A 21,369-nucleotide genomic window follows, 5' to 3' on the forward strand; every position below is an offset into this window, starting at 1 on the left:
ATGGCTGGCCAAGGCACATATGTCGAGGAGTCCTTCGAGCGGGACACCCGCTACATCCCGACGCGGATCACCGCTGACGGACGCGACGGCTTCCCGGTCGAGGCGGGCCGTTACCGCCTCGCGGTGAGCCGGGCCTGTCCGTGGGCGCACCGCACGACGATCGTGCGCCGCCTGCTCGGGCTGGAGACGGTGCTGTCGATGGCGGTCGCCGGACCGACGCACGACTCGGACAGCTGGACGTTTGACCTCGACCCCGGGGGAGTGGACCCGGTGCTCGGCATCGCCAAGCTCAAGGACGCCTACGAGGCCCGGCCGGACGGTTACAAGCCCGGCGTGACGGTGCCCGCCATCGTGGACACCACGACCGGGCAGGTGGTGACCAACGACTTCGCGCAGATCACGCTGGACTTCTCCACGGAGTGGACGGCCTTCCACCGCGACAACGCGCCCGATCTCTATCCCGAGGCGCTGCGCGCGGAGATCGACGAGGTCGCCGAGCTGATCTATCAGGACGTCAACAATGGCGTCTACCGCTGCGGTTTCGCGGGAAAGCAGGAGTCCTACGAGAAGGCCTATGACCGGCTCTTCGCCCGCCTTGACTGGCTGGAGGAGCGACTGGCGACGCAGCGCTATCTGGTGGGGGAGACGATCACCGAGGCCGACATCCGGCTCTTCACCACGCTCGTGCGCTTTGACGCGGTCTATCACGGACACTTCAAGTGCAACCGGTCCAAGCTCTCCGAGATGCCGGTCCTGTGGGCCTATGCGCGCGACCTCTTCCAGACCCCCGGCTTTGGCGACACCGTCAACTTCGAGCACATCAAGGCGCACTACTACGAGGTGCACACCGACATTAACCCGACTGCCATCGTGCCCAAGGGGCCGGACCCCTCCGGGTGGCTGACCGAGCACGGGCGCGAGGCCCTCGGCGGTATGCCGTTCGGCCAGGGCGCCCCGCCCGGCTCGGTCGCCGCCGGTGAAGAGGTCCCGTCGCTGGAGCAGGACCGTGGCTGACACCAGGGCCGGTGACCGCAGCGACCTGACCTGGGTCGTCGCGCTCGCGGCGTGCTTCTGGGGCACCTCGGCGCTGCTGCGTGAGCCGCTGGCGATGGTGCTGGATGCCGCGACGATCGTGATGTATGAGCACCTGGTCCTGGTCCTACTGCTCCTGCCGTGGCTGATCCCGGCGCTGCGGCGCTGGTCGACGGCACCCCCGCGGGTGCGCGTCGGTGCCGTGGTGATCGGTGCGGGCTCCTCTGCGCTGGCCACGACCCTGTTCACCGCGGCCTTCCGCCTCGGTGACCCGATCACCCCGCAGATCCTGCAGAAGCTGCAGCCGTTGGTCGCGATCCTGCTGGCTGCGGTCATCCTGGGGGAGCGGTTGCGGCCGCGGTTCTGGTGGTTCGCGGTCCCGGCGCTGGCCGGGGCCTGGCTGATGACCTTCCCCGAGCCGTTCTCGGTGCGCATCGGTGACGCCACGGCGGCCCTGCTGGCGCTAGGTGCGGCGACCCTGTGGGGTGCCGGCACGGTGCTCGGCCGCCTAGTCGACGGACACCTCGGTCCCAAGGACACCCTGGCCCTGCGGTTCGGCTTCGGGCTGCCCGCGGCTGCCGTGATCGTGGCGGTGTCCGGGTCAGGATGGACGATGCCGATGGACCGGGTGCCGCAGTTGTTGGTGCTGGCGTTGATCCCCGGGGCGCTGGCGCTGGGGCTCTACTACATCGGACTGCGCCGCACGGCGGCGTCTCGGGCCACCCTGGCGGAGCTGATGTTCCCGGTGACCTCGGTCCTGGTCGGCGTCACCCTCATGGACACGACCCTGACCTGGAGCAGGTGGCTCGGGGTCGCGATCGTGGTGCTCTCCGTGACGGGCCTGACGCTGCACGAGGCGCGTGCGTCGCGGACCGGCGTGGTCCAACAGCCCTCGGCTGTGTCCGCGCACTGACGTCCCCTGTCAGTTCTGGTCCGCTGTCGGCTCGGGTGTCGGGTCGGGCACGCGGTGCCCGTTGGCCAGATCCTCGGCCCGCCCTGCCTCGCGCACCTCGTGCACGGTGCCGGGCACCGATGCGGCATAGAGCAGCACGAGAGCCACGGCCGCGCTGATGGCGACGGCCAGGATGGGCCCGGTGAGCACGTGCATGCGCCAGGATCCGGTGAGGAAGAACGGGAAGATGACGAGCGTGACCACGGCGGACCCCAGCGCGGTCCACGACCAGGCCAACCACAGGCCATCACCTCGCCGACCCAGGCGCCACCAGTCAAAGATGGTCCACACCTGACCGATGACACCGGCCGTGGCGCAGAACAGCGCCATGGTGACCAGGGTGTCGCCCCGGAACCCGTCGGACTCCATCACCGAGCGCATGCCGCCCCCGCTCCCGTCGATGCCCGGGTTGCCGATGGGCAGCAGCATCATCCCGAACGGGGCGACCAGTGCGACGGCCTTGAGGCAGCGCAGCGCCATGGTCGAGTTGGTGAAGCTGCTCGGCATGCTCCGCCGTTCGGATCCGGCGGACCCCTCTGCGGCGAGACTTCGACGGTAGGGCCCTCGTGGCTTGTCTGTATCCAGGGTCCACCAGTCACCGAGGGGCAGGGCCGCGGCACGGTCGGCGGTGGCCTGGTCGATGAGTTGACGCGTGCGCAGCACGTCGAGGACCTCACGACGCTCTGCGATGAGGGACTCCTGTTGCTCCGGGGGTAGGACCCGCATCAGCGCGCCGCGCGCCTGGGCACGGACGGAGTGCACGGTCCCCGGTCGCGAGGCGAACAGTTGCGCTCCGAGGGCCACCGCTGCGAGGACGACGGTGGCCACCACCGGGGGCCGCACCACGTCCGGTTGCACTGATCCCATTGCGGGTGAGGGCGACAGCCACGCAAGCCACAGGACGCCGACCAGAAGGGCGATCACCGAGGAGATGATGCCCAGCAGTTCACGGCGGCGGCCGAGATGCCACCAGGAGAGCAGGGTCCACGTCTGTGCGCTCAGGGCCAGGAAGAAGCAGACGATCACGACCCTCTCGAGGGTCTCGCCAAGGATCAGCCAGGGCACCAGACCGGGTCTCCCGATCCCGAGCTGGTCCGGCCATCCCAGGGGAGCCAGGAAAGCGATGACGGGCGCAGCGCTCAGCAGGAGTCGCGCGACGCGCTCGATGCCCTCTCCGCGGATCCGTCCACGCACCGACGGGACATCGCGGCCCAGCGCGGCCTCGAGGTCGGTGAAGGACACACCCTTCTCGGATGGAGCGTCCGTCGCCATCCGCACCGCGGCGCCAGTCTTGGACTCAGACACTAAGAATCTCCCCCGTTGGCCACCGCAGTAGTGTTGCATCTGGCGGACGGCCCTGATGCCCACGACGGAGTGAGGGGTGCGATGAGATGGTCGGCGTTGGTGGCGGCGGGTGCTGTGACGATGGCTCTTGCTGGGTGCGGCTCGGAGACCGCACCACCGGCTGGGGATCGGTCGACATCGACGGGTGATGGCGCGTTCACCACGACGGGGTCAGCGAGCAGTTCCTCAAGCCCGGTGATCGATCCCGGTGTGGAGCTGGTGGCACACGGCATACTCATGCAGCGGGAGCCGTCAGCCGACGTCGAGATCTGCATCGGGGGAGTGGCTGAGTCGCTCCCGCCCCAGTGCAGCGGCCCGACGCTGGAGGGTGAGTTCGACTGGGACACAGTGGAGGCACGGTCACAGAGCGGGGTCACCTGGACCGACGAGTCCTACTTCGCGGTGGGGCACTACACCGCAGGAGAGGCCGATGAGGGCACGATCGCGTTGACCCGGCCGGTCAGTGCTGACCCGCCCGATGGTTTCACCCCGCCAGAGTTCGAGGACACGGGTTTTCCGCAGCTGTGTGACGATCCCACGGCGGACATCGCCGATGTCGACCAGGCCGCGCGGACAGAGGGAAGCGGAGGTTTCGACGAGGAACAGGCGCTCCAGGAACGGCTTCACACCCTCGACGGCTATGTCACTTCGTGGGTCTCCGATGGTGGCCCACTGATGAACGTGGTGGTCAACTCCGACCCGGAGACCGCGCGCGCGGCCTTGCGTGAGGTCTTCCAGGGGCCGCTCTGCGTCGTCCAGCGGGACCTGCCCTCAGAGGAGGATGCGCGGGCTGCGCAGGAGGCGCTCAGCGCTGAGTGGGACGAACTGCAACTTCTAGGAGCCGGCAGCGGCGGAGTGACCGGCGTGCCGAGTGCCTATGTGACTCTCGCGGACCAGGCGACCGTCGACCGGATCCACGAACTGGTCTCGCCCTGGCTGACTCCGGACCAGATCGTGATCAACAGCGCGCTACAGCCGCTGGAGTGAGCCCGTGGCGTGGGTTTCGGCTCGCGCCGCGCGGGACACAACAAAGGGCGCTCCCCGCGTGGGGAGCGCCCTTCGTGTGAACTCGACGTCAGTTGTTCTCGGTCGACTCGTCTGTGCTGACGTCGGGAGCGGAAGTCACCTCAGCGGTGTCCACCGTCTGCTCCTCGACCGGCTCGGTCTCCTCGACTACGGGTGCCTCCACTGCGGGCTCCTCAATGGCAGGTGCTTCGACAGTTGGCTCCTCGACGGTCTCGATCGGCGTCTCAGTCTCGACAGCGGGCTCTTCGGCCACGGAACTAGGCTCTGAGATGGAGTCTGTGCAGCCAGGAGGCGAGACGGCAGACGTCGTAACGCCTTCACGCTCCACCATGCAGTCGCTCTTCCGGATCCACTCCCAGCCGATGGCCTGGCCTTCATTCGGACTGCTTCCATAGCCTCCCGACGTGACGTAGAAAGTCACTGAACCAGCCCCCGCAGGGATGCAGACGGAATTAGTGCTGGTGGTCCCGCAAGTGCCAACGGTGCACCCTGTGTTTACTGGCGCACAGGTAGCGGGATTTGTTACAACGCTGTGGACGCCAACCGGCGTCGTCCCGATCGTGTACGACGTGAACTTTATGTAGAAGTCCTCGTCAGATGGGTTCGCCACCGTCACCGGCACCCCGTAGGACTGCTTGGGAACACACGAGGTCGTGCAACTATTGCCCGGATTCTTGTACGCGTTGGAGAAGTCGAAGACCGGCGGCGGCGGTACGGACGAGGCGGCCATCGCCGGTGCGGCAGAGGCCACCACCACGGCAGGCACTGCCCAGGCGGCGCCCTTGACGATAGTGCGGCGAGCTGGGCGCGATCCCGACGTGTTGGTCTCGGTGGCCATGCGGTGGTTCCCCTCTAAATGTGGACAGGCAGGAGCTTCAGCGCAAGGATACCCGGGATAGTGGAAGCGTCAAGTTGACACCCCCATTTGGTCAAGGTTAGGCAAACGAAAGGAAGAGGCACCGCGTGAGGCGTCAGCCGACGGTGAACTGCACTTCTTCCTTCTCCACCGCGGCCGGCTGGGTGGTCGCGACTTCCGGGGACGCATCTTCGGGCGATGCAGTCTGTGCGGCCGTGTCCGTGTCCGTGGCAGCGCTCTCGGCGTTCGCCTCGGCGTCCGGCTCAACCTTCTCGTAGTACACAACGTTGCTGGGGAAGCTCACCTCACGGGTGAAGGCGATGGTCTCGCCGTTGATCCCTACCGAACGCGTGATCTTTTGTCGCCGGTTGTTCGGGCAGGAGCCGTTGCTTGTTCCTACGAAGTGTGGCCGTCCGTTCAGCACGACCTCAGGAAGCCCGTCTGAGCCGGTGCCATTGCTGTACGAGCCACTGTAGGTGGATCGATACAGGTAGAAGCCCTCCGAGTCGGTGCCGACAGAGGTCGGCGTGGACCAGCCGTTGTTGCCCGTGTCTGTCTGCCAGGAGACCTGATAAGGAAGGTGAATTGTCAGACTCGGAGCAGTCGTGATCTGCGAGCTGGTCGCGTCCCACACCCACAGCCCGAGCCTTGTCCCGTTGTAGTAGCCGGCGCCGTCGTGGTACCCGTCGTAGCGGACCCGGCAGGTGGAGAAGGGCCACCCGGTTGTCCCGCGTGAGATCACGACCCACCCGTTGAGGCCAGGCTCAGGGGATGCGGCCATTGCGGGTGCCGCGGCGGCTAGGGTGACGGCGGGCACAGCCCAGGCGGCACCCTTGACGATGGTGCGGCGGCTGGCGCTGCGTGGAGCCGCGTCGGTCTGAGCGTCGGGCATCAAGAATTCCCCTCCGAGAGTTTGAGATTCACCACAGCCTTACGGACGGGCAAAGGTTTGGTCAAGGAAAGTTCATGAATTGACAGTGTGATGTGTGCCACATCCAGCTGTCGGCCTCCGCGTCAGAGCCAGCGAACGACAGCGCTAGGATGACGCCATGACAACGCGCGCTGCCTGGTGGCCGTCCACACGACGGCCCTGAGCACGCACCCAGACCTGCACACCAAGGCCGTCCGAATGGGCGGCCTTGACCTGTGTCCGGGCAGCTCCCGGGCGGCGGAAAGGCGACCATGACCACGCAGACCGACCCCACGGCATACGAGAACACGGAGGATGCCGGCGTCGGTGACGCCCTCGCCGCGTCCACCTCCGACGCCTCCCTGGCCCGCACCATCGCGCGCTCCACCCAGATCCAGACTGAGATCGACAAGGACCCGAGCCGGTTCCGGGTCCTCACCGGTGACCGCCCCACGGGCAACCTGCACCTGGGCCACTACTTCGGCACGCTGCGCAGCCGAGTTCGCCTGCAGCAGCGTGGAGTCGAGACCTGGATCCTGATCGCCGACTACCAGGTGATCACCGACCGGGACGGTGTCGGACCGATCCGCGAGCGCGTCTACTCCGTGCTCGCCGACTACCTGGCCGCCGGGCTGGATCCCGACAACACCACGATCTTCACGCACTCGTCCGTCCCGGCGCTCAACCAGCTGATGCTGCCCTTCCTGTCGCTGGTCACCGACTCCGAGCTGCGCCGCAACCCCACGGTCAAGGCCGAGTTCGAGGCCACCGGCGGGCGTCCGATGTCGGGGCTGCTGCTGACCTATCCGGTGCACCAGGCCGCGGACATCCTGTTCTGCAAGGCCAACATCGTCCCGGTCGGCAAGGACCAGGTGCCGCACCTGGAGCAGGCCCGCGTCATCGCCCGCCGCTTCGACGAGCGCTATGGCCGCGCCGACGCCGCGCAGCCGGTCTTCCCCGCACCCGAGGCACTGCTCTCCGAGGTCACCAACCTGCTCGGCACCGATGGCACCAAGATGTCGAAGTCCAAGGGCAACACCATCGAGCTCGGCATGGACGCCGACACCACCGCCAAAATCCTCAAGAAGGCCGTCACCGACGCCGACCGGACCATCACCTATGACCCGGTGGGGCGCCCGGAGGTCTCCAACCTGGTCATGCTCGCCGCGATGGCCAGCGACCGAGACCCGCATGAGGTTGCAGCCGAGATCGGGGACGGCGGCGGTGGCACCCTCAAGAAGGTGGTCACCGAGGCCGTCAACGAGCACTTCGCCCCGATCCGGGAGCGGCGGGCGGAGCTCGCGGCCGACCCCGGCTATCTCGAGCAGGTCCTCGCCCGCGGCAACGCCCGCGCCAACGAGGTCGCCGAGGCCACCCTGGACGAGGTCCGCACCGCGATGCAGATGACCTACTGACGTGCGGGTCGTCCTCGCCGCCGGGCAGTATGCCGAGTGGCCCGGCCCCCTCGCCGCCTCCGAGAGGCTTGCGGCGGGCTGGGCACGGCATGCTCCTGACGACCAGGTGATCCTCGCGCCGGTGTCGGACGGCGGGTCCGGCTTCGTGGAGGTGCTGGCGCACGCCCTCGACGCCCAGCCGACCCCCGTGGTCGTTTCTGGCCCCTCGGGCCAGGAAGTGCCGGCACAGTTCCTGCTGCACAACGACACCACCTATGTCGAGGCCGGTCAGGCCGCCGGACGGCACCTGGCTCCCGACGTGCTCGAAGCGGTCGCGGCGCCGCCGGAGGGCGGGGCTGCAGCGGCCGTGACCGCTCTCAGCGCACTCACCAGCAGGGGCGTCGGTGAGCTCATCAACGCCGCCCTGGACACCGGCGCCTCCCGGATCGTCCTCGGCTGCGGCGACCTGGCCAGTCACGACGGGGGCGTCGGCCTGCTGCAGGCCCTCGGCGCCGGCGAGGACCTGGCCGATCTGCCAGCCGCCCGGCAGCGCCTGGCCGGCACGACCCTGGTCCTCGCAGCCGCCACGGAGCTGCCCCTGACCGGCTTCCACGGCGCCAGCGCTGCCCTCGGCACCGAGCACGGAGTGCCCCCGGAGGTGACCCAACGGCTGGAGGAGACGCTGGGGCTGCTCACCGAGCGGGTCAACCGGATCCTGCCGCAGCGCAAGGACCTGCTGACCGGCCAGCGGATCCGCCCCGAGCGCACCGACGGAGCCGGGGTCGGCGGGGGAGTGGGCTATGCCGCGATCCTGCTCGGCGCCCAGCCGGTCGTCGGAGCCCGGTTCGTGATCGAGGAGATCGGCCTGGCCGACGTGCTCCCCGGTGCGCTCGTGGTGACCGGCGGGGTGGCATACGACTGGCAGAGCGTGCACGACGGCGTCATCGCCGAGGTCGCCCGGGCGGCGCTCGAGGTCGGCGCGCCCAGCATCGTGCTGGCCGAACGGGTCGAGGTCGGCCGGCGCGAGGGGATGTCGCTGGGCATCTCGGGCGCCTATGACCCGCGTCAGGGCGAGGACCTCGCGGGCCTGGCCGAGCGCGTGGCACGCACCTGGTCACCACGAAGGTGACGATGGCGGTGACGATGGCGGTGACGGCTGGCCGCGGCCGGTGGTTGTCCTTTCCGCGATGAGTCGTACCCTGGGATGCAGGGAACAACACCGCCGGAGGTGGCGTTGCGCCCGACGAGCAGGCTTTTTCGACAGACAGGACGGACACCATGAGCGTTCAGGACACTGAGACCGAGACCACCACCGCAACCACGGCGGAGCACGGCGTCGTCCTGACGGCCGTCGCAGCCGAGAAGGTCAAGTCCCTGCTGGCGCAGGAGGGTCGTGACGACCTGCGCCTGCGCATCGGCGTGCAGCCGGGCGGCTGTTCCGGCCTGATCTACCAGCTCTACTTCGACGAGCGCACCCTTGACGGTGACCTCACCTCCGACTTCGACGGTGTCTCCGTCGTGGTGGACCGGATGAGCGCTCCCTACCTCGACGGCGCCAGCATCGACTTCGCCGACACCATCGAGAAGCAGGGCTTCACCATCGACAACCCCAACGCCGGCAGCTCCTGCGCCTGCGGCGACTCCTTCGGCTGAGCCGACTCACGCACGAGCGCAACGAACGGCCGGTTCCCCACGCGGGGACCGGCCGTTCGCCGCGTGGGGGGCGTGAAGCCGGGCCGGTAGTTCTGGGTCGTCGGCCTGCAGGTCTGGCTCTTCGAACTGCATGTGCAGAACCGGCGCCCTGACACCCGACACGCCGCAGCGCTCGTGGCACGGTGCGCAACGCGCGGGGGACGTGTGCGCGGCACGCGCACGTCGAGCCGAGCCGGGCGCGCAAGACGGCGCGCTCGGTCGGGGGTCGGGTTCCGCGATAGGTTGCGGCCGTGAAGATTGCTGTCTGCGGGTCCATCGCCACCGACCACCTGATGACTTACCAGGGACGATTTGCCGACTCCCTGGTGGCCGACCAGCTCGCCAAGATCTCGGTCTCCTTCCTCGTGGAGGACCTGCAGGTCCGCCGCGGCGGCATCGGCGCCAATATCAGTTTTGGGATGGCCCGCCTCGGACACCACCCAGTGCTGGTCGGCGCCGTCGGGGAGGACTTCGCCTCCTATCGGTCCTGGCTGGAGCGGCACGGCGTCAACTGCGAGCACATCCACGTCTCCGAGATGCGTCACACCGCCCGGTTCGTGTGCACCACCGATGAGGACATGGCCCAGATCGCCTCGTTCTATGCCGGCGCCATGAGCGAGGCCCGCCAGATCGAGCTCGGCCCGATCGTGACCAGCGTCGGCGGCATCGACCTGGTGATGGTCAGCCCGGACGACCCCGAGGCGATGCTGCGCCACTCCGACGAGTGCCGCACCCGCGGCATCGCGTTCGCGGCCGATCCCAGCCAGCAGCTGGCGGTCATGGACGGGGCCTCGATCCGCCAGCTCATCGACGGCGCGACCTACCTGTTCACCAATGAGTACGAGGCGGCGATGACCGAGCAGAAGACCGGCTGGTCGGCGCAGGAGATCCTCGAGCGGGTCGGCACCCGGGTGATCACTCGTGGGAAGGACGGGGCGAGCGTCCTGCGCCTTGGACAAGAGCCCATCGAGGTGCCGATCGCCACCGACGTGCACCGGGTCGACCCCACCGGGGTGGGCGACGCCTTCCGCGCCGGATTCCTGGCAGGCCTGGCCTGGGAACTACCGCTGCGGCGCTGTGCCGAGCTCGGCTCGACCCTGGCCGGCTATGTCCTGGAGACCGTCGGCACCCAGGAGTACACCTTCGACACCGCCCACTTCCTCGACCGGTTCACCCAGGCCTACGGTGACCAGGCCGGGGCCGAGGTCGCCGCGCGCATGGCCTGAGCAGGATCGACCGTATGCCGATCGAGCCGCCACTGTCTCCGTGGAACCTGGACCTCGGGCAGGCCCAGCCGGGGGAGGACCTCGTGGGAGTCGGGGCCGACCTGGCGCCCGGCACGCTGCTCAGCGCCTACCGCTCCGGGCTGTTCCCGATGGGGCTGGGTCCCCGCGGCGGCGGGGTGCTCGGGTGGTGGTCCCCGGACCCGCGCGGGGTCCTCTTTCCCAATGACCTGAGAGTCAGCCGCTCGCTGCGCCGATCCATGACCCGCTTCGAGTTCCGGGTGGACACCGCCTTCGAGGAGGTCGTGGACGGGTGTGCCGCGCCCGGACGCGCCGGGCGGTGGATCACCCCCTCTATCGCCCGGGCCTATGCCGAGCTGCACCACCTGGGGTGGGCCCACTCCGTGGAGACCTGGCAGGACGGCGAGCTCGTCGGTGGTCTGTATGGCGTCGCCATCGGTGGTCTGTTTGCGGGCGAGTCGATGTTCCACCGGGCCACTGATGCCTCCAAGGCGGCCCTGGTGCACCTGGTTTCCCTGGTCTCCGCGACCGACGGGCTGATCGACGTCCAGTGGTGGACCGAGCACCTGGCCACGCTGGGGGTCACCGAGGTGAGCCGCACGGCATACGCGCAGCTGCTCGCTGACGCCCGCCGGCAGCCGCTCCCGCCGGCCTTCGGGCGCCCGTGACCACGCGAATCCCACCAGCCCCACGCCGCGCAGGGGCCACCTGGAGGTGAGACACAACTTCGTGTCCCACCCTGCCCTCCCCTCGGGCGTCCAAGGGGGTAGGCTCTGCACGGTAAACACGGTTCGATAGTGAGGTGCGCATTGCAACGGCAGACTGCCCCTGCCCCCGCCCGTCGCCGCAGGACAAGAGTCGGTGGCCTCGGGGCCATGGCTGCGCTCGTCCTGTTGCTCAGTGGGTGTGGTGCCGAGTTCCGGCGTGGTTACCTCCCCGAGCCGGTCACGGAGATCGGCCCCAAGGTCGTCGCCTTCTGGAACTGGACCTGGATCGCGGCACTGGCGATCGGTGTCCTCGTCTGGGGACTGACACTGTGGTGCATCGTGGCCTATCGCCGCAAGAAGGACGAGAAGGGTCTGCCGCCGCAGATCCGCTACAACGTCCCGATCGAGATCGTCTACACCGTCGTGCCGGTGATGATGGTGCTGGTCCTGTTCGGCAAGACCGTCGAGCTGCAGCACGAGATGGTCGACACCTCCCAGCCCGCCGACGTCACGGTCAACGCGATCGGCAAGAAGTGGTCCTGGGACTTCAACTACGTCGAGGCTGAGGCCCACATCGCCGGCGAGCAGGCGTTCGAACTGCACACCGGTGAGCCCGGTGTCATGGAGACGCTGCCCACCCTCGTCCTGCCGGTCGACAGCCGCATCGAGTTCGTGCTGACCTCGCGCGATGTCATCCACTCCTTCTGGGTGCCGCAGTTCCTGACCAAGCTGGACATGCTGCCCGGACAGGTCAACACCTTCCAGGCCGTGACCACGACCGAGGGCACCTTCCAGGGCAAGTGTGCGGAGTTGTGCGGCGCCTACCACTCGCAGATGCTGTTCCAGGTGCAGGTCGTCTCCCAGGAGGAGTACGACGCGTTCATCGAGAACCTCAAGGCGACCGGCGGCGATGGCCTGCTCGGCAACGAGTACAACCTCTACGGTCTGCACGAGGGTGAGCCCGAGAAGCTGCCGCCGGCCCTGCTTGAGGACTACAACGCCACGTCCGAGGAGGAGAACTGATGGCCATCACGACGACACGGCCCTCAGACGAGATGGTGCCGGCGCGTGAGCCCGGCGCGCCCAAGAGGAGTCTTGGCAAACTTTTCGTCAGCTGGATCACCACCACTGACCACAAGGTCATCGGCAACCTCTACTTCATCACCACCGTCGCCTGGTTCATGTTCGGCGGACTGCTGGCGCTGATCATCCGCGCCGAGCTGTGGACCCCCGGTCTGCAGGTCGTGGACAACCCCGAGCAGTTCAACCAGATGTTCACCATGCACGGCACCATCATGCTGCTGCTGTTTGCGACACCGCTGTTTGCCGGCTTCGCCAACGCGCTCATGCCGCTGCAGATCGGTGCGCCTGACGTCGCCTTCCCGCGGCTGAACATGTTCGCCTTCTGGCTGTTCCTGTTCGGCGGTCTGATCGCTGCTGCCGGGTTCATCACGCCCAGCGGCGCCGCAGCCTTCGGTTGGTTCGCCTACCAGCCACTAGCCGGTCCTGCGCACAGTCCTGGGCTCGGCGGTGACCTCTGGGTGATGGGTCTGGCTCTGGCCGGCTTCGGCACGATCTTGGGTGCGGTCAACTTCATCACCACGATCGTGTGCCTGCGGGCGCCCGGCATGACGATGTTCCGGATGCCGATCTTCACCTGGACCGTCCTGGTGACCTCGATCCTGATCCTGATGGTCTTCCCGGTCCTGGCAGCCGCCATGTTCGGCATGGCCGCAGACCGGATCACCGGTGCGCATATCTATGACCCGGCTCATGGCGGGGCCATGCTGTGGCAGCACCTGTTCTGGTTCTTCGGCCACCCCGAGGTCTATATCATCGCGCTGCCGTTCTTCGGCATCATCTCCGAGATCCTGCCGGTCTTCAGCCGCAAGCCGATCTTCGGCTACAAGACGCTGATCTTCGCGACGGTCGCCATCGCGGCCCTGTCGGTCAGCGTGTGGGCCCACCACATGTACGCCACTGGCGCGGTGCTTCTGGAGTTCTTCGCGATCATGACGATGCTGATCGCCGTGCCGACCGGAGTGAAGTTCTTCAACTGGGTCGGCACCATGTGGGGAGGCCATCTCACCTTCGAGACGCCGATGCTGTGGTCCTTGGGCTTCCTGGTCACCTTCCTGTTCGGTGGTCTGACCGGTGTCATCCTGGCCAGCCCGGTGCTCGACTTCCACGTCACTGACTCCTACTTCGTCGTCGCGCACTTCCACTACGTCGTCTTCGGCACCGTGGTGTTCGCGATGTTCGCCGGCTTCTACTTCTGGTGGCCGAAGTTCACCGGGCACATGCTCGACGAGCGACTGGGCAAGCTGCACTTCTGGATGTTGTTCTTCGGCTTCCACGGCACCTTCCTGATCCAGCACTGGCTGGGTGCGATGGGTATGCCGCGCCGCTATCCCGACTACATGCCGGAGGACGGCTTCACCTGGATGAACCAGGTGTCGACGGTGTCTGCCTTCCTGCTGGGCGCCTCCATGCTGCCCTTCCTGTATGCCGTGTGGAAGAGTTTCAAGACCGAGAAGGTCACCGTCGACGACCCCTGGGGTTGGGGCGCCTCGCTCGAGTGGGCCACCTCCTGCCCGCCGCCGCGGCACAACTTCAACTCCATCCCGCGCATCCGCTCGGAGCGCCCGGCCTTCGACCTGCACCACTCCAACGTGGCCACGCTCGAGTCTGCCGAGCCCGACAAGGGCGTCCTGGAGACACTCCTGGGCGGTCCGGACACGGACCCGGAGGGACGCGACGGCACGGTCACCGGTGGCACCAAGGGGTTCGGTGACGAGGATGAGCACGGTCCGACTGATGGAGGCACCCGATGAAGGTTGAGTACAAGCTTTTCCTCTACCTAGTCGCCTTCTTCGCCATCGCGGCGTCGATCTACAGCTACTGGACCATCTCCACCGGCCGGGACGAGTGGGTCGGCATCGTGGGGCTGACCCTGACCTCGATCATGTGCGCGCTGGTCGCGTGGTACCTCCACAAGACGGGCCGCAGCCTGGACGCGCGTCCGGACGACGACCCCGAGGGCGAGATCGCCCAGCAGGCCGGCCCCTACGGCCACTTCAGCCCGCACTCGTGGTGGCCGCTGTGGCTGGGGCTGTCGGCCGCAGCCGTCTTCCTGGGCGTGGCCATCGGATGGTGGATGGTGCTCATTGCCGCGCCGTTCCTGGCCATCGCCACCGTCGGCTGGGTCTTCGAGTACTTCCGCGGAGAGCACGCCGTCTGAGATCCCTGACCTCTCCCCATCGGCCGTCGCACCAACACTGGTGCGGCGGCCGTTGTCATCTTGGCTGGGCCACTACGGTCGGCGCTGCGCGCGCCGTGCTGGCCGTGGACGCCTCTGTGGACGCCGTACTGGTCCCTCGGCCCTCCCTACCCCCTGATCGCCCGTCAGGATCGCTCACAGGCACTGTGGGAGACCTCTCGCGCGCTGCGACCGTGTGGGACGGCGTGACGCTGAGGTGAACCCAGCCCGGCGCTGAGGTCAACCCCAGCCGAGGGCGTGGAGTTTCTCGTCGTCGATGCCAAAGTGGTGGGCGATCTCGTGGACCACGGTGACGGCGATCTCCTCGATCACCTCGTCGCGGTCACGGCACATGCGCAGGGTGGGTCCGCGGAAGATGGTGATGCGGTCAGGCATCTCCCCGCCCCAGTCGCCGCGCTCGGTGAGCGGGATCCCGTCATACACACCCAGCAGCTCAGGGTCGTCGGCAGGAGGCTCGTCTTCGACGAAGAAGACCACATTGTCCAGCAGGTCCATCAGCTGGGCAGGGACCTCGTCCAGGGCGTCCCCGACGGCCTCCTCGAACTCCTCCCGGCTCATCTCCACCGGCTCGGTTGGGAGGTCGCCCTCGTGGGTGTGACGGTGCGGGTCGGCGGGGTCGGGGGAGGCGCTCAGCGGGTCGTCATCGGGCACCTGGCCAGTATGCCGCAGCGACGTCGCCCGACTCCCAAAGAGTGATGGCCGTGGTGCCCGTGGGCACCACGGCCATCAGCCGTGCGGTGTGGAGCCGGGATCGGCTCCGTCAGCGATTCAGCGCTGCTGGTCCGAGCGTCGGCCAGCAGTCACGTCCGCGCGGTCCACCGACTCCTCGATGGACTCGGCCTGCCCGCCGGGCAGGGACTCCTGAGACACGGCGTCGTGCTCACCGTGGTGGTGGGCGGCGGCCAGCTCCGAGGGAGTGACCGGCTCGACGCGGTCCTTGAAGTAGAACTCCGACAGCTTGCGGCGCACCGACTCGAGCATGCCGTAGGGCTTGTCCACGCCGTACTCGTCCGTATCCGGTCCTGCGGTGAGGGACAGCGGTCGCTGGGCATCGTGCTGGACCAGGTGCCAGCGGTCGTGCTCGCTGAGCTCCTCGTGCACCTCGTAGAAACGTCCCTCCGGGGTGCGCATGATCCGGCCGGTCTCGGTGCCGTGCAGCACCAGGTCACGGTCGGCCCGCTGCAGCGACAGGCACAGTCGCTTGACCAGCATGAAGGTGACGACCGGTGCGAGGAAGAACAGGACCCGCAGCGCGACCGTGATGTCGTTGATCGACAGGTGGAGCTTGATCGCGATGATGTCGTTGATGGTGGCGATCGCCAGCACCAGGTACATCGAGATCGCGGCCGCTCCGACCGCGGTACGGACCGGGGCGTTGCGGGGCCGGTCCAGCACGTGGTGCTCACGCTGGTCGCCGGTGATCCATCGCTCGACGAACGGGTAGACGCCCATGATGACGAACACCAGCGGCAGCAGCACCAGGGACCCGAGGAAGATCTGCGGGGCGAAGGTGTAGCCGAACAGGTTGAACTCCATCCAGCCAGGCAACAGTCGTAGCGCTCCGTCGGAGAACCACATGTAGAAGTCTGGCTGCGATCCGGCCGTGACCTGACCCGGATCGTAGGGGCCGTAGGCCCACACGGCGTTGATCGTGACCGTGGCCGAGATCAGCGCAGTGATGCCGAAGACGATGAAGAAGAAACCACCGGCCTTGGCGGTGTAGACCGGGAGCAGCGGGAAGCCGACCACGTTGTTGTTGGTGCGTCCCGGGCCGGGGTACTGCGTGTGCTTGTGCCAGAACACCAGGAAGATGTGGACGGCGAACAGGCCGACCAGGAGGGCTGGCAACAGCAGCACGTGGGCGATGTAGAGGCGCGGGATGATCAGCTCGCCGGGGAACTGTCCGCCGAAGATGAAGAAGGTCATGTAGGTGCCGATGACCGGTGCGGAGGAGACGAACCCGTTCATGGCCCGGATGCCGGTGCCGGAGAGCAGGTCGTCCGGCAGGGAGTAGCCGGCGAAGCCCTCGACGATGGCCAGCAGGGACAGGACCGTGCCGATCACCCAGTTGAGCTCACGCGGCTTGCGGAACGCGCCGGTGAAGAAGACGCGGGCGACGTGGAGTGCGATACCCACGATGAAGATCAGGGCCGCCCAGTGGTGCAGCTGACGGATCAGCAGACCACCCTTGATGTCGAAGGAGATGTCCAGGGTGGAGGCATAGGCCTCACTCATCCCGACGCCCTTGAGCGGCACGAAGGACCCGTCATAGATCACGTGTCCCATGCTGGGCACGAACCAGAACGTTAGGAACGTTCCCGTGATGAGGCAGATGATCATCGAGTACATCGCGATCTCGCCGAGCAGGAACGACCAGTGGTCGGGGAAGACCTTCTTGAACAGACCGAAGCCCTTGGCGACGCCAAGGCGCTCGTCGGCCCAGACCAGGGGAGGGGGCAGCTTGGGGTCGGCAGCGTCTGTGGCGGTCTCGGTCTCGACCCCGGACTGCTCGCGCACCGCGTCTGCGCCCTGCGGAATTGTCGTCATCAGCCACGCTCCCAGAAGCTCGGGCCGACTGGCTCGGCGAAGCCGTCAGCTGCCACGAGATAACCATTCTCGACCGTGATGGGGAGCTGCGGCAGCGGCCGCTTGGCCGGACCGAAGATCACCCTGCAGTCGTCTGTCATGTCGAAGGTCGACTGGTGGCAGGGGCAGAGCAGGTGGTGCGTCTGCCGCTCATACAAGGCCACCGGGCAGCCGACGTGGGTGCAGATCTTGGAGTAGGCCACGATGCCGTCGACGCCCCAGTCGCGCTGCTTCTGGCTCTTGATCAGGTCGGGGTTGAGGCGGACCAGCAGCACTGAGGAGTGCGCCTTGACCTCCATGACCTCCAGGGCCGAGGGGGCGTCCTCCCCGTGGGTTGCCTCCCCGACGAAGCCCTCCGGGAGCACGTGGATCACAGATCCCTGCGACACCATCTCCGGGGTGATGGGCGTGCCTGACGGGTCGATCATCAGCCTCAGCCCCTTCTTCCAGGCCGTGTGCTCCAGCGTGTCACCCGGGAGCGGACCGAGCCCGCCAACCACCTGCAGGGCGAGCGGCAGCGCGAACAGACCCAGCGCACCGCCGGCGGTGAGCAGCAGCATCGGACGGCGGTGCAACTGCGCACCTCGGTAACCGTCGGAGAGGATCGTGGCGGCCTCGTCCCGCGCGGCCTTGTCGGAGGCCTGCAGGTGACGCTCCTCAACCACCTCGGTGTCCGACATGAGCGTCTTGGCCCAGTGGACGGCGCCCAGACCGATGCCCAGCATCGAGGCAGCCAGGCTCAGCCCGAGGATCAGGTGGTAGAGGTTGATCGGCCCGATGAGGATCAGCTCACCGCGCAGGTTGGGGTCAACCACGAAGTAGGCCACCAGGAAAACCAGTGCGCCCAGGATGGACAGGGTGAACAGCGCGTTGACCTGGTGCTCGGCGCGCTTGGCGGCGCCCTCGTCAAGGTCGGCACGACGCGGCCGGTGTGGGGGCAGACCGGGGTTCTCGAACCGGTCGGCGGGGCCCGCCTCGACGTAGGTCGCGGGCTTGCCGTGCGTGTCGCGCACAGCGATCTGGTCGTCACTCATCACTAGGCCGCCTTTCGTCCCAGCCAGACGGCAGCGGCGATGAACAGGCCGATGCCGAGGGTCCAGATGAACAGGGCGTCACCGGCGGGTCCAAGCGACCCGAGGTCGTGACCTCCGTGCGCGTTGCCGCCTTCCTCGATGTTGTTGATGAAGGCGATGACGTCTTCCTTCTCCTGCGGAGTGATCGTTGCGTCGTTGAAGACCGGCATGGACTGCGGACCGGTCAGCATCGCCGAGTACATGTGGCGGTTGTCCACGTTCATCAGGCTCGGAGCGTACTTGCCGCGGGTCAGCGCACCACCCTGGGCTGAGGAGTTGTGGCACATGGCGCAGTTGGTGCGGAAGATCTTGCCGCCGTTGGCGATGTCGGCGTTGACCAGGTCGAGGAACTCCGCGTCCGGCAGGCCGGGACCCGGGCCCAGGGAGTCGATGAAGGCCCCCATCTGCTCGATCTGCTTGTCCGAGAAGTTGACCTGGTTGGGGTTCGCCGGAGCCTGCACGCCCGGGGAGGCCAGCGGCATACGCCCGGTGCCGACCTGGAAGTCGACGGCGGCGGAGCCGACGCCCACCAGCGAGGGGCCTTCCGTGCCGTTGCCCTCGGCGTTCTTGCCGTGGCAGCTGGCGCAGTTGGCCAGGAAGAGCTTTTCACCCTCCTCGGCATCGCCAACCGCTCCCGTGCTGTTCGATGCTGCAGAGGCATTAACGGGGGCGGTGGGCTGCAGGGCCGCGTAGGCGGTGCCGGTGAAGGTCAGGCCCAGGAAGAGCAGGACGATCAGGGCGATCGGGCTGCGTCGGTATGCGGCGAGCTTGCTCACGCGGCACTCCTCGGTCGGGGGTGGATCAGGGGACGGGGCAGTCTGGCGGTCATTGGAGGATGTAGATGATGAAGAACAGGGCAACCCACACCACGTCGACGAAGTGCCAGTAATAGGAGACGACGTGCGCGCCGACCTTCTGGGCGTGGGTATAACGCTTGGCGGTGAAACTGCGGCCGATGATCAGCAGGAAGGCGATCAACCCTCCGGCGACGTGGATGCCGTGGAAGCCGGTGGTGATGTAGAAGACCGAGCCGTAAGGATCGGAGTTGAGCATCACGCCCTCGCTGATCAGGGTCGCGTACTCCCAGATCTGGCCGGCGACGAAGGTCATGCCGAACAGATAGGTCAGGACGAACCACTCGCGCATGCCCCAGCCGCGGATGTCGAACAGGCGTCCCGACCGGGAGACCTTGCCCTCCTCAGCCTTGAACACCCCGATCTGACACCAGACGGAAGAGATCACCAGGATCGAGGTGTTGGCCAGTGCGAACGGCACGTTGAGCATGGCCGTCTTCTCGTCCCACAGCTCGGTGGAGACCGCGCGGATCGTGAAGTACATCGCGAAGAGGCCCGCGAAGAACATGACCTCACTGGAGAGCCACACGATCGTGCCGACCTGGGTCATGCTCGGACGCGTCGCCGGAGCCTGCGTTGCCTCGAACGCCCGGCCTGGTGCGCCTGAAGTTGCTGCTGTTGTCATCGCCACGCGCGCTATTATTGCCTACGTAGCAACCGAAGGGACAGTGCCCCTCCGATCCGGCGTGCCCCCGACCGTCGGTGAGCACGGCTTGTGGCTGAGGCCGGGAGCCCTGGGGTCGGGCGACACCCGCACGGCGCCCTCGACGGCACCGTGCGACCGGACGTGGGCGAGCGTGGGTACGATTCGGGTATGACCGCCGCGACCGAAGCCAAGTCCTCCGTCACCAGCGTCTCGGTGCTGCTCTTCAGCAGCGACCGCGCCACCCGCGATGCCGTGCGCATGGGTGTGGGCTCACGCCCGGCCGAGGATGTGGCCATCGGTGCGTGGCACGAGTGCGCGACCGCCGACGGGGTGATGCTGACCCTCAAGGAGGAGACGGTCGACGTGATCATCCTCGACGGGGAGTCCCAGCCCTATGGCGGCCTCGGTGTCTGCCGGCAGATCAAGAACGAGGTCTATGACTGCCCGCCGATCATGGTCCTCATCGGTCGACCCGGTGACGGCTGGCTCGCCGCGTGGTCACAGGCCGACGCCGTCGTCCCGCACCCGCTGGACCCGGCCACGCTGGCGCGCGGCGTCGCTGATCTCGCACGCCTGTGAGTCAGGAGCCCACCACCTGGTCCGACCTGTTGACCACCCTGTGCACGGGTGGTGACCTGACGACCGAGGAAGCGGCGTGGGCGATGGACCGCGTCATGCGGGGGGAGGCCTCTCCGGCGCGGCTGGCCGCCTTCCTGACTGCACTGCGGACCAAGGGCGAGACCGCGGCCGAGATGCAGGGTCTGGCCGACACGATGTTGGCGCACGCACTGCGCTTTGCGGTCGATGGGCCCAGCCTCGACATCGTCGGCACCGGTGGCGACCGCGCCCACACCGTCAATATCTCCACGATGTCCTCGGTCGTGGCGGCCGGGGCCGGGGTGCCGGTGGTCAAGCACGGCAACCGGGCGGCGTCCTCATCCTCCGGCTCGGCCGACGTGCTCGAGGCTCTCGGTGTCCGTCTCGACGCGACACCCGAGCAGGTCGTCTCGATCTTTCGCGAGGTCGGCATCACCTTCTGCTTTGCCCTGACCTTCCACCCCTCCTTCCGCCACTCGGCGGAGGTGCGCCGGGATCTGGGGATCGCCACGGCGTTCAACTTCCTCGGTCCGCTCACCAACCCCGCCCAGCCGCAGTATGCCGCCGTCGGGGTTGCCGATGCCCGCATGGCGCCGCTGGTGGCCGGCGTGTTCGCCGGACGTGGCAAGGACGCCGTCGTCTTTCGCGGGGACGACGGGCTCGATGAGCTGACCACCTCCGGCAACTCCCACGTCTGGTGGGTGCACGAGGGACGCGTGCAGGAGTTCGACCTGTCCCCGGAGCTGGTCGGCCTGACCGTCCACCCGGTCTCCGAGCTGCGTGGCGCCGACGCCCAGCACAATGCTGACGTCGCACGACGCCTGTTTGCGGGTGAGCAGGGAGCGCCGCGCGTCGCGGTCCTGCTCAACGCCGGCACCGCCCTGACGCTGACGGCCCACCAGCCGACGTCGCAGGAAGAGTTCGTGGCAGCGGTCAGCGACGGGGTCGCTCGGGCTGCCGAGTCCATTGACTCTGGCAAGGCCACCAGCCTCATCGAGCGTTGGGCAGCTGCGACCGCCTGAGCGTGCTGCGGTGGAATTTCCTGTCCCCCAACACGACAGGGAGTGAGGCAACACCCTTGAGTCAGTCAGAGTTCATCCTCCAGAGGTATGACGAGGCGCGCGTCTGTGGCTAGGTTCCTTGGTAAGCCCATAGGTTGCTCTTGACCTCCGGCTT

The 21,369-nt window shown here is 67.5% G+C and carries 21 protein-coding genes; 13 read left to right on the plus strand and 8 right to left on the minus strand.

Translation table 11 applies throughout. The annotated features are described in order from the left end of the window. Entirely contained in the window at positions 1–1,014 is a 1,014-nt protein-coding gene (locus FNH13_RS08520; protein ID WP_143783058.1) for a glutathione S-transferase family protein, read from the plus strand. Next, complete coding sequence (locus FNH13_RS08525) at positions 1,007–1,945, plus strand: DMT family transporter (protein ID WP_228266664.1); 939 nt, start codon at positions 1,007–1,009, stop codon at positions 1,943–1,945. Before FNH13_RS08520 ends, FNH13_RS08525 begins: the two co-directional genes overlap by 8 nt. Positions 1,946–1,954: 9 nt before the next feature. Here FNH13_RS08525 and FNH13_RS08530 read toward each other — a convergent pair whose 3' ends face one another. Further along, positions 1,955–3,289, minus strand: coding sequence for a hypothetical protein (locus FNH13_RS08530; RefSeq protein ID WP_143783059.1), 1,335 nt, complete (start codon positions 3,287–3,289; stop codon positions 1,955–1,957). 234 nt (positions 3,290–3,523) lie between these two features. On the opposite strand from FNH13_RS08530, the gene FNH13_RS08535 reads away from it, so the two are divergent. Continuing rightward, positions 3,524–4,315 carry a hypothetical protein gene (locus FNH13_RS08535; protein WP_143783060.1) on the plus strand — a complete coding sequence of 264 codons (792 nt, stop codon included), beginning with the start codon at positions 3,524–3,526 and terminating at the stop codon, positions 4,313–4,315. Positions 4,316–4,403: 88 nt separating this feature from the next. On the opposite strand, the gene FNH13_RS08540 is transcribed toward FNH13_RS08535, so the two are convergent. Together FNH13_RS08540 and FNH13_RS08545 are read right to left on the minus strand one after the other, a co-directional pair. Beyond that, positions 4,404–5,192 (minus strand): hypothetical protein, encoded by a 789-nt coding sequence (locus tag FNH13_RS08540; protein ID WP_143783061.1) that lies wholly within the window; start codon positions 5,190–5,192, stop codon positions 4,404–4,406. A gap of 133 nt (positions 5,193–5,325) precedes the next feature. Next, positions 5,326–6,027 carry a hypothetical protein gene (locus tag FNH13_RS08545; protein WP_143783062.1) on the minus strand — a complete coding sequence of 234 codons (702 nt, stop codon included), beginning with the start codon at positions 6,025–6,027 and terminating at the stop codon, positions 5,326–5,328. A 365-nt stretch (positions 6,028–6,392) separates the two neighbouring features. Between FNH13_RS08545 and trpS the strand changes: the two genes are divergently transcribed. From trpS to FNH13_RS08585, 8 genes are all read left to right on the plus strand, one after another. Further along, positions 6,393–7,535, plus strand: coding sequence for a tryptophan--tRNA ligase (trpS, locus tag FNH13_RS08550; protein WP_143783063.1), 1,143 nt, complete (start codon positions 6,393–6,395; stop codon positions 7,533–7,535). Between the two features lies 1 nt (position 7,536). Then, complete coding sequence (locus tag FNH13_RS08555) at positions 7,537–8,643, plus strand: glycerate kinase (protein ID WP_143783064.1); 1,107 nt, start codon at positions 7,537–7,539, stop codon at positions 8,641–8,643. Positions 8,644–8,792: 149 nt separating this feature from the next. Beyond that, positions 8,793–9,167 (plus strand): HesB/IscA family protein, encoded by a 375-nt coding sequence (locus tag FNH13_RS08560; protein WP_143783065.1) that lies wholly within the window; start codon positions 8,793–8,795, stop codon positions 9,165–9,167. A gap of 290 nt (positions 9,168–9,457) precedes the next feature. After that, positions 9,458–10,432, plus strand: a complete 975-nt coding sequence (locus FNH13_RS08565) for a carbohydrate kinase family protein (protein ID WP_143783066.1) — start codon at positions 9,458–9,460, stop codon at positions 10,430–10,432. Between the two features lie 14 nt (positions 10,433–10,446). Next, a complete protein-coding gene (aat, locus tag FNH13_RS08570; protein WP_143783067.1) occupies positions 10,447–11,118 on the plus strand; it encodes a leucyl/phenylalanyl-tRNA--protein transferase in 672 nt (223 codons plus the stop codon). A gap of 207 nt (positions 11,119–11,325) precedes the next feature. Further along, entirely contained in the window at positions 11,326–12,180 is an 855-nt protein-coding gene (gene ctaC, locus FNH13_RS08575) for an aa3-type cytochrome oxidase subunit II (protein ID WP_143783068.1), read from the plus strand. 32 nt (positions 12,181–12,212) lie between these two features. Next, the gene (gene ctaD / locus FNH13_RS08580) at positions 12,213–13,991 is read left to right on the plus strand and encodes an aa3-type cytochrome oxidase subunit I (protein WP_228266705.1); all 1,779 of its coding nucleotides are present in this window, start codon (positions 12,213–12,215) and stop codon (positions 13,989–13,991) included. After that, positions 13,988–14,398, plus strand: coding sequence for a cytochrome c oxidase subunit 4 (locus FNH13_RS08585; protein WP_143783070.1), 411 nt, complete (start codon positions 13,988–13,990; stop codon positions 14,396–14,398). Before ctaD ends, FNH13_RS08585 begins: the two co-directional genes overlap by 4 nt. Before the next feature lie 258 nt (positions 14,399–14,656). On the opposite strand, the gene FNH13_RS08590 is transcribed toward FNH13_RS08585, so the two are convergent. From FNH13_RS08590 to ctaE, 5 genes are all read right to left on the minus strand, one after another. Then, positions 14,657–14,995 carry a metallopeptidase family protein gene (locus FNH13_RS08590; RefSeq protein ID WP_143785027.1) on the minus strand — a complete coding sequence of 113 codons (339 nt, stop codon included), beginning with the start codon at positions 14,993–14,995 and terminating at the stop codon, positions 14,657–14,659. 210 nt (positions 14,996–15,205) lie between these two features. Beyond that, positions 15,206–16,984 carry a cytochrome bc1 complex cytochrome b subunit gene (gene qcrB, locus FNH13_RS08595; protein WP_143783071.1) on the minus strand — a complete coding sequence of 593 codons (1,779 nt, stop codon included), beginning with the start codon at positions 16,982–16,984 and terminating at the stop codon, positions 15,206–15,208. Further along, entirely contained in the window at positions 16,984–18,057 is a 1,074-nt protein-coding gene (gene qcrA, locus FNH13_RS08600) for a cytochrome bc1 complex Rieske iron-sulfur subunit (protein ID WP_143783072.1), read from the minus strand. The genes qcrB and qcrA overlap by 1 nt, the downstream gene beginning before the upstream one ends. Before the next feature lie 2 nt (positions 18,058–18,059). Beyond that, positions 18,060–18,872, minus strand: coding sequence for a cytochrome bc1 complex diheme cytochrome c subunit (gene qcrC / locus FNH13_RS08605; protein WP_143783073.1), 813 nt, complete (start codon positions 18,870–18,872; stop codon positions 18,060–18,062). Between the two features lie 49 nt (positions 18,873–18,921). Beyond that, positions 18,922–19,575, minus strand: a complete 654-nt coding sequence (ctaE, locus tag FNH13_RS08610; RefSeq protein WP_456093888.1) for an aa3-type cytochrome oxidase subunit III — start codon at positions 19,573–19,575, stop codon at positions 18,922–18,924. Positions 19,576–19,764: 189 nt separating this feature from the next. Here ctaE and FNH13_RS08615 point away from each other — a divergent pair, with 189 nt between their 5' ends. Both FNH13_RS08615 and trpD read left to right on the plus strand, forming a co-directional pair. After that, positions 19,765–20,175, plus strand: coding sequence for a response regulator transcription factor (locus tag FNH13_RS08615; protein WP_143783075.1), 411 nt, complete (start codon positions 19,765–19,767; stop codon positions 20,173–20,175). Next, the gene (gene trpD, locus FNH13_RS08620; RefSeq protein WP_143783076.1) at positions 20,172–21,215 is read left to right on the plus strand and encodes an anthranilate phosphoribosyltransferase; all 1,044 of its coding nucleotides are present in this window, start codon (positions 20,172–20,174) and stop codon (positions 21,213–21,215) included. Before FNH13_RS08615 ends, trpD begins: the two co-directional genes overlap by 4 nt. The last annotated feature ends 154 nt before the right edge of the window (positions 21,216–21,369 follow it).

The sequence above is a fragment of the Ornithinimicrobium ciconiae genome, from assembly GCF_007197575.1.
GTDB classification, from domain to species: domain Bacteria; phylum Actinomycetota; class Actinomycetes; order Actinomycetales; family Dermatophilaceae; genus Ornithinicoccus; species Ornithinicoccus ciconiae.